This window comes from Bradyrhizobium sp. WSM4873, from assembly GCF_055811355.1.
Map to the genome: position 1 here is coordinate 284146 of NZ_JBVVPS010000004.1, position 8674 is coordinate 292819.

The window sequence follows — 8674 nt, forward strand, 5'->3', positions numbered from 1 at the left end:
GAAAACCCCCGTCCGCGGCCCCATATAGGGACCAATCCCTGTTAAGAAGGCTCCCCTTTCACCACCCCGCGGTGCCAACGTGGGGCAAATGATTCGCATGACCGAGCCGAGCAAGATCACGTCCCAGAGTGTCCCCGACCACCAGCCCGCAGCCGGCGGCATTGCCGCGCGTGCGCGCGCCTCGGTGGGCCCGCAATACCTGTCCGGGCTCAATCCGGAGCAGCGCGAGGCGGTGGAGACACTGGACGGCCCGGTTCTGGTGCTGGCCGGCGCCGGCACCGGCAAGACCCGCGTGCTGACCACGCGCATCGCCCATATCCTGAGCCAGGGCCGCGCCCGCCCCTCCGAAATCCTGTCAGTGACCTTCACCAACAAGGCCGCGCGGGAGATGAAGCACCGGCTCGGCCAGATGCTCGGCCATGCGGTCGAAGGCATGCCGTGGCTCGGCACCTTCCACTCCATCGGCGGGCGTATCCTGCGGACCCATGCCGAGCTGGCGCAGCTCAAGTCGAACTTCACCGTGCTCGATGTCGACGATCAGGTCCGACTACTCAAGCAGCTTCTGCAAGCCGACAATATCGACGACAAGCGCTGGCCCGCGCGCATGCTCGCCGGCCTGATCGACGGCTGGAAGAACCGCGGCCTGACACCGTCGCAGGTGCCGTCGGGCGAAGCCGCCGTCTTCGCCAACGGCAAGGGCGGCAAGCTCTATGCGAGCTACCAGGAGCGGTTGAAGATTTTGAACGCCGCCGATTTCGGCGATCTGCTGCTCGAGGACATCCGCATCTTCCGCGAGCACCCGGATATCTTGCGGCAGTACCAGCAGCGCTTCAAATTCATCCTGGTCGATGAGTATCAAGACACCAACGTCGCGCAATATCTATGGCTGCGGCTGCTCTCGCAGGCGCCATCGTCCAATCCGTCATTGCCCGGCTTGCCCCGGCAAGCCATCGAGTCTCCGCCGAGTGATGCCGAGAATGACGATGAAGCGCCGCCTCCGGCGCAAGAAAAAACACACGTCAAGAACATCTGCTGCGTCGGCGACGACGACCAGTCGATCTATGGCTGGCGCGGGGCGGAGGTCGACAACATCCTGCGCTTCGACCATGATTTCCCCGGGGCCAAGGTCATCCGCCTCGAGCGCAACTACCGCTCGACCGGTCACATCCTCGCCGCCGCCTCGCACCTGATCGCCCATAACGAGGGCCGGCTCGGCAAGACGCTGCGCACCGAAGACCATGACGGCGAGAAGGTCACGGTGACGGGCTCGTGGGATTCGGAAGAGGAAGCCCGCGGCATCGGCGAGGAGATCGAGCAGATCCAGCGTCAGGGCGACAAGCTCAACGAGATCGCGATTCTCGTGCGCGCCTCCTACCAGATGCGCGAGTTCGAAGACCGCTTCGTCACGCTCGGCCTGCCCTATCGCGTCATCGGCGGCCCGCGCTTCTACGAGCGCGCCGAAATCCGCGATGCGCTGGCTTATCTGCGCGTCATCAATTCACCGGCCGACGACCTCGCCTTCGAGCGCATCGTCAACACGCCCAAGCGCGGCTTGGGCGATGCCACCGTGCAGATGCTGCACGACCACGCCCGCAAGCGCCGCATTCCGCTGTTCGAGGCGGCGCGCGCGGTGGTCGAGACCGACGAGCTGAAGCCGAAGGCGCGCGGCTCCTTGCGCGACGTCGTCGCCCAGTTCGACCGTTGGCGCGCCCAGCGCGAGGTCACGTCGCACACGGAGCTCGCCCAGATCGTGCTCGACGAGAGCGGCTACACCGAGATGTGGCAGAAGGACCGCTCGGCGGACGCTGCGGGCCGGCTCGAGAACCTCAAGGAGCTGGTGCGCTCGATGGAGGAGTTCGAGAACCTGCAAGGGTTTTTGGAGCACATCTCGCTGGTGATGGACCGCGACAGCGGCGCCGATGAGGACGCGGTGTCGCTGATGACGCTGCATTCGGCCAAGGGTCTGGAGTTCGACAACGTGTTCCTGCCCGGCTGGGAAGAAGGCCTGTTTCCGAGCCAGCGCACGCTGGACGAACAGGGCCGCGCCGGACTTGAGGAAGAGCGCCGGCTCGGCCATGTCGGCCTGACCCGCGCCCGCCGCCGCGCCAAAATCTATTTCGCCACCAACCGCCGGATCCATGGCACCTGGTCGACCACGATCCCGTCGCGCTTCCTTGACGAGTTGCCGGCGGCCAATGTCGAGATCACGGAATCCAAGGGCGGCTCGGCCTGGGGCGGCACCGGCGGCTACGGCGCCTCCCGCTTCGACGACATGGAGGCGTTCGGCTCCACCTATTCGACCCCGGGCTGGCAGCGCGCCCAGGCCAATCGCAATCGCGGCGGCGGCGGGGGCGGCAATGGCGGCCGCGGCAGCTTCGAGGAACAGGCCTCGTCGTTTTCGTCCCAGTCGTCCTCGCCCGATTTCGGCAGCTTCTCCTCGCGCCGCCGCGGGCCCCTGACGATCGAGGGCGAGCTGGTGGCCAAATCCACCGGCACGACCTCGGAATTCTCCCTCGCCGACCGCGTCTTCCACCAGAAATTCGGCTATGGCCGCGTCACCAAGATCGACGGCAACAAGCTCACCATCGCCTTCGACAAGGCGGGGGAAAAGAAGGTCGTGGACAGTTTTGTGCAGCGGGCGTGAGGCGGGCATGCCGCACTACATTGCCATCATCGAGGACGCCAGCCCCGACGAAGCCGTCGGCGTGTGGTTTCCCGACCTGCCCGGCTGCATTTCCGGCGGCGACGACGTCGACGAGGCCCTGGAGAATGCGCCCGAGGCACTCGCGTTCTATGCACAGGAACTGATCGCGGACGGCCGCCAGCTTCCCCCGCCGCGGACATTGGACGAGCTCAAGGCCGACCCTGATGTGGCCGACGAGCTCGGGAAGCACACGGTCGCCCTGATCGAATGGCCACCCCTCACTGAGGCCACGGAGTGAGGACTGTTCGCCGCACTGGTCGGACTCTCGACAGTTCAGGTCCGAACAGCCCTTGACCACCGCGAACTTCCCCGTATCAGATGCGGCCATGGTCCGGGGCTCCATCACACTGATCTTGCTGGCATTGGGTATGCCGTCGCTTGCAGCGGCGGAGACCATGAGCTTTGGCGACTCGATCGGGATGCTGGCGAAAAGTTGCGGTGCGGAAATCGTCGCCAATTGCCGCGGCGTCAACCCGGATTCGACCCGCCTGAAGGAGTGCCTGTCGCGCAACCGCGACGTGCTCTCCCAGCAGTGCCAGAGCGACTATCTCGGCGCGTTCGACGCGATCCAGAAGCGTGTCGCGGCCCGCGTCACGGTGGCGAACGCCTGCCAGCGCGAGATCGTCAAGGTGTGCGGCGGCTCGACCAAGGAGACCAGCAAGGCGGTCCCCTGCCTGGTCTCGACGCCCAAGGGCATCAGCAACAACTGCCTGAAGGCCGTCGACGACGCGGGGTATCGGTGATGCCAGCGAACAGGCTTTCCAACGCCGGAATATGCATCGCGCTCGGCCTCGCTTTGCTCGCGGGCACAGCCGAAGCGCAGACGGCGCCGCCGACCCGCGACGACATCGTCGGCAAGCTCAACCATTTCGAACAAGCCGCCGAGATCGATCTTCCCGCGCTGAAGCTGCAGGTGATGGAGCGGGCCAAGGCCAGGATCAAGAACGATCCGGGTCCGGTGAACCGGCCGCTGATCGCGCCTGATCTGGCCAATTTGCCGACCTTCACCGCGCAGATCCAGTTCGACGCCGACACGCCGATCATCCAGCCGGCGTCGTACCAGACCGTCGGGCGCCTCGCTGACGCGCTGGTGCATGCCTCGCTGCTGCCCTACACGTTCCTGATCGTCGGTCATGTCGAATCCAACGCGAAGACGCGCGAGGCCAACGCCATCCTGAGCCAGCGCCGGGCGGACGCGATTCGCGACGTGCTGGTGAACACGTTCAAAATCTCGACCAAGCGGCTGCATCCGATCGGCCTCGGCGAGGAGCAGTTTCTCGACCGGGCCAAGCCAAGCTCGGCCGTCAACGGCCAGTTGCAAATCCTGACCTACGCCAAGGTACCGGAGGAAGCGCCTGCGCATCCGGCTGCGACACCTGCGCCTGCGGCGAAAAAGCCCGCCAAGAAGCACTGAGCGGACGGCCCACGGCGCCTGACGGAACCCTTTGAAGTCGTGATCGTTTTGTGACCTGTCTCACAGCGCGACAGCGCGGCTTCGCGCGACAATCGCACCGGTTTGTGCACCGCCCTATCAGGTGCTATAGGCTTTTTTCGCCCTCCCCGACCCCATGCTGCACGAGACCGAGATGGCCAGTTATTTTCAACACCAACTGGCCGACTACGTCGAATATCATCGCGATCCCTGGAACTGCGCGATGCACGTGGTCGGCATCCTCCTGCTCTTCACCGGCGCCGTGCTGCCGCTGACGCTGGTGCATTTCCCGCTGTTCGGGATCGAGGTCACCCTGGCCGTAATTCTTGCCCTGCCGGTGCTGGTCTACTGGCTGATGCTGGACGCCGGGATCGGGGTCGGCATCCTCGCCGCGATGATCGTGCTGCTTTTGGTCGCAACCGCGATCGGCAATCAGGTCTCGATCGTCATGATGTGGTCGATTTTTGCGGTGCTGATCGGACTTGGCGTCGCTGCGCAGATCGTCGGCCACAAGGTTTTCGAGGAACGGCAGCCGTCGATGGTCGACCACCCCACGCATTTTCTGCTTGGACCGATGTTTGTCATGGCAAAATTATTCATTGCATTGGGCTTCCGTCGCGACCTTGCCGCGATTCTGGCGCCTGCTCCGACCAATTCCCTTTCAACCCGATAGTTCTAGACGCGAAACAGCAAACCTACTGCATGGCTCTCGTACTGGTTACCGGTGGCAGCGGCTTCATCGGACATCATCTTGTAGAAGCGCTCCGCGCCCGTGGGCAGCGGGTGCGTGTTCTCGATGTCCGTGCGCCGGCCACGCCGTATGCCGACGTTGAATATGCCCAAGGGTCGGTGCTCGACGGCGCCGCGGTCGATGCCGCGATTGCTGGGGTCGATCAGGTCTATCACCTCGCGGGCCTGCCCGGCATGTGGGTCGCCGACAAGCAGGCCTTTCACGACGTCAATTGCCGCGGCACCGAGATCGTGCTCGCGGCCGCGATGAAGCGCGGGGTCTCGCGCTTCCTGCATTGCTCGACGGAATCGATCCTGTTCCCCTATTCCGACCTGGGCGGTGTTCCCGCCGAAGAGGCGCTGCAGCCGGCCGATGCGATGCCGGGCGCCTACACGCGGTCGAAATCGCTGGCCGAGCATTGCGCCGCGAAGGCCGCGGCCGCGGGCTTCCCGCTGGTGATCGGCACCCCGACCATGCCGATCGGCGCCGCCGACCACAATCTGACGCCGCCGACCGCGATGCTGTGGTACTTCCTGCAGAAGAAAGTGCAGCCGCATCTCGACTTCCCGGTCAATCTCGTCGACGTCCGCGACGTCGCCATGGGCCTCGTGCTGACCATGGAACGCGGGCGTAACGGCCAGCGCTACATCCTCGGCGGCGACTGCGTCAGGCTAGGCCAGATTCTGCGGATGATGTCGGCGATGAGCGGCCGCCGGCAATTCCCGGTCGTCGTTCCCGGCAAGATGGCCGAGCTGTCGGGCATCATGCTCGAATATCTCTCCGATCGTATCACGCGCCGGCCGCCCAACGGCACCGCCGAGGGCGTGCGCATCGCGCTCGCCGCGAGCGACCTCTCGATCGGCAAGGCGCGCACCGAGCTCGGCTACGCGCCGCGCCCGATCGAGCCGGTCCTGCGCGAAACCATCACCCATCTTCTCGCCCGCGGCGGCGCGCTTGCCTCCGGCGCCATCGAGCATCACGCGCTCTCCTCGCGCGCCAGCTGAGCTGCCGCCCAACCCAAAGAACCTTTCCGCATGTCCTTCGATTTCAGCAAGCTTCTCTCTGTCGCCTGGGGTGGTTGGACCACGACGTGGCCGACGCAACTGCTCGCCCTGATTTGGCTCGCCTGGCTCGCAAGCTGGGTTGGCGCCTCGTTCTGGCAGGGCCGCACCCAGAAGCAGGTGATGACGCTGGAGTCCGGCCGCTATCGCATCCCGATCCTGGTCGGCGGCATCCTGTTCACGCCCTGGACCGCCGAGGTGCTCGGCGAGAAGCCGCTTTGGGTGTTCAGCAATAGCGCCGTCTACGTCGTGGCGCTGATCGTGCTGGCCGGCATCTCCTTCACCTGGTGGGGACGGCTGCATCTTGGACAGTTCTGGTCCAACACCATCACCCACAAGCAAGACCACCGCGTCATCGACACCGGCCCGTACGGCATCGTGCGCCATCCGATCTACACCGGGCTGATCCTCGGCATGCTGGTGACCGGCATCGCGGTCGGCACTGTGACCGCGATGCTCGGCGCCATCCTGATCTCGCTCGGCATGTGGCAGAAGGGTCGGATGGAAGAAGTGTTCCTGTCCAAGGAGCTCGGCGAAGACGCCTACGGCGCCTATTGCCGCCGCGTGCCGATGATCATCCCGTTCCTGTCGCCACGCTGAGAGCGGGTATCGCTTCACGCTGTCATCGCAAGCTTAGCGCGGCTGCACCTCCGGAGTCGTCCTGGCGAAAGCCAGGACCCATTACCCCAGGGAGCGGTTTGGCGAGGATTGCCCGGAACCCGAGGCCGCACGCAATCGATGGATTCCGCGGTATGGGTCCTGGCTTTCGCCAGGACGACGTTGAGGAAGCTGTGTGCGCAACACACCTGCTTCCAGGAACCCCTGCTGCCTGCGCCCGTTAGCCTCGATACCTGCCACACACCGCAGAGCATCGAGCCATGTCCGACGCCTACGATTATTTTCGCGAGCACGCGATCGCCGCCGTCCGCAAGGCGCGGGCGCTGCCGCCCGGGCGGCCGAAGCAGAAGCAGCGCACGGTGGCGCGAGTCTATCATCTGCTGTCCCGGGAGGCGGCGCTTGCGCCGAACATCCATCACCTCGGTGATTTTCGCGCGGCGCGCCGGGCGGAGCGGCAGATCGGCCGCTGATCTCCGGCACACCCTGTCGGCATTCGTCCCATGCAAATTCGAACGGCTGCCATTCCACGGGAATAGAGCCCCGCCGCGCTCCACACAGGTTGACGTCTGCTCCGCCAGCCCGTTGGATGCGCGCGCAAACAGGGGCCTCTCATGACTTTTTCCAGCATCTTTGCGCAGTTCGTTGCGCTTCTCGGTGGCATCGCGCTGCAATGGCGAAAGCTGTCGGGCACAGTGCCTGCGCCGGCCTGGGGCCAGTCGCCCGCCATTCCCGAAGCAAAGCCGCAAGGCGCCATCCCGACACTGAAGATGCCGACGGCGCGGGGCTGGAGCGAGGGACAGAAGCCGACGGTCGCACCCGGGCTCAAGGTCAATGCGTTCGCGACCGGTCTCGACCATCCGCGCTGGATCGAGGTGCTGCCCAATGGCGACGTGCTGATCGCGGAGGCGACGCAGATCGCGGGGGCGCCGCGGTCGGTGTTTCATTACGCGATGCAGGCGACGATGCGGCGCGCCGCCGCGCTCGGCGTCAGCGCCAACCGCATCACGCTGCTGCGCGACAAGGACGGCGACGGCGTCGCGGAGTATCGCGGCGCGTTCATGGAAAATCTCAGCCAGCCGTTCGGCATGGCGCTGGTCGGCGACACCTTCTATGTCGGCAACACCGACGGCGTAATGGCCTTCCCGTACGTGGCGAATGCCGATCGCATCACCGTGCCTGGCAAGCGCCTCACCACTTTCAAGCCGAGCGGCCACTGGACCCGCAGCCTGCTCGCAAGCCCGGACGGCAAGAAGCTCTATGCCGGCGTCGGCTCGCTCAGCAACATCGCCGAGATGGGTATGGAGGTCGAGGAAGGCCGCGCCGCGGTCTACGAGCTCGATCTCGTCGCCGGCACGCACCGCATCTTCGGCGCCGGCCTGCGCAACCCGGTTGGTCTCGCCTGGGAGCCGACGACCGGTGTGCTCTGGACCGTCGTCAACGAGCGCGACGGCCTCGGCGACGAAACGCCGCCGGACTATCTGACCTCGGTGCGCGACGGCGGCTTCTACGGCTGGCCTTATTGCTACTGGGGCAAGACGGTGGACGATCGCGTGCCGCAGGATCCGGCGATGGTCGCCAAGGCGCTCACGCCGGACTACGCGCTCGGCGGCCATACCGCCTCGCTCGGCCTGTGCTGGATGCCCGCGGGCACGCTGCCGGGCTTCCCGGACGGCATGGCGATTGGCCAGCACGGCTCGTGGAATCGCAGTACGCTGTCCGGCTACAAGCTGGTGTTCATCCCGTTCGAGAACGGAAAGCCTTCGGGTCCCGCACGCGACATCCTGTCCGGCTTCCTCGCGCCCGACGAGAAAGAATCCTACGGCCGCCCGGTCGGCGTCGTGATCGGTCCCGACAAGAAGTCGCTGCTGATGGCCGACGACGTCGGCAACGTGATCTGGCGTGTGACGGGGGCGTAACCCTGACGAAGGTGCGTTCCCTCCCCCCTTGTGGGGGGGCTAGGGAGAGGGGTAGCCCAGCAAGAGGTGCCGATTGTTGACGATGCACCGAGGGTCGGTGCGCGATGGAGAGAATCCCCGCGCGGCGCCCCCCCCCCCCCGCCCCCCCCCCCCCCCCGCGGGGGGGGCGCGCGGGAGGATGGGGTGGTTGGATATATAATACCCCCGCAACAA

General features: G+C 65.7%; 9 protein-coding genes. All 9 read left to right on the plus strand.

Features of this window, described 5'->3' with window-relative positions:
- The first annotated feature begins 88 nt into the window (after nt 1–88).
- The 9 genes from AC0L21_RS09790 (at nt 89) to AC0L21_RS09830 (ending at nt 8461) form a co-directional block, all read left to right on the plus strand.
- Nucleotides 89–2644: an ATP-dependent helicase gene (locus AC0L21_RS09790; RefSeq protein ID WP_473260636.1), complete on the plus strand. Its 2556-nt coding sequence runs from the start codon at nt 89–91 to the stop codon at nt 2642–2644.
- Nucleotides 2645–2651: 7 nt separating this feature from the next.
- Entirely contained in the window at nt 2652–2942 is a 291-nt protein-coding gene (locus AC0L21_RS09795; RefSeq protein WP_473260638.1) for a type II toxin-antitoxin system HicB family antitoxin, read from the plus strand.
- Between the two features lie 88 nt (nt 2943–3030).
- Nucleotides 3031–3447, plus strand: a complete 417-nt coding sequence (locus tag AC0L21_RS09800; RefSeq protein ID WP_473260640.1) for a hypothetical protein — start codon at nt 3031–3033, stop codon at nt 3445–3447.
- Nucleotides 3447–4118, plus strand: coding sequence for an OmpA family protein (locus AC0L21_RS09805; RefSeq protein ID WP_473260642.1), 672 nt, complete (start codon nt 3447–3449; stop codon nt 4116–4118). The genes AC0L21_RS09800 and AC0L21_RS09805 overlap by 1 nt, the downstream gene beginning before the upstream one ends.
- Before the next feature lie 154 nt (nt 4119–4272).
- On the plus strand, nt 4273–4809 hold the full coding sequence (locus AC0L21_RS09810) for an Mpo1 family 2-hydroxy fatty acid dioxygenase (RefSeq protein ID WP_473260644.1): 537 nt from the start codon (nt 4273–4275) through the stop codon (nt 4807–4809).
- Nucleotides 4810–4838: 29 nt separating this feature from the next.
- On the plus strand, nt 4839–5870 hold the full coding sequence (locus AC0L21_RS09815; protein ID WP_473260646.1) for an NAD-dependent epimerase/dehydratase family protein: 1032 nt from the start codon (nt 4839–4841) through the stop codon (nt 5868–5870).
- Between the two features lie 30 nt (nt 5871–5900).
- On the plus strand, nt 5901–6527 hold the full coding sequence (locus tag AC0L21_RS09820; protein ID WP_354171185.1) for a methyltransferase family protein: 627 nt from the start codon (nt 5901–5903) through the stop codon (nt 6525–6527).
- Nucleotides 6528–6805: 278 nt separating this feature from the next.
- Complete coding sequence (locus AC0L21_RS09825; RefSeq protein WP_473260648.1) at nt 6806–7015, plus strand: hypothetical protein; 210 nt, start codon at nt 6806–6808, stop codon at nt 7013–7015.
- A gap of 141 nt (nt 7016–7156) precedes the next feature.
- On the plus strand, nt 7157–8461 hold the full coding sequence (locus AC0L21_RS09830) for a PQQ-dependent sugar dehydrogenase (protein ID WP_473260651.1): 1305 nt from the start codon (nt 7157–7159) through the stop codon (nt 8459–8461).
- Nucleotides 8462–8674 lie beyond the last annotated feature (213 nt).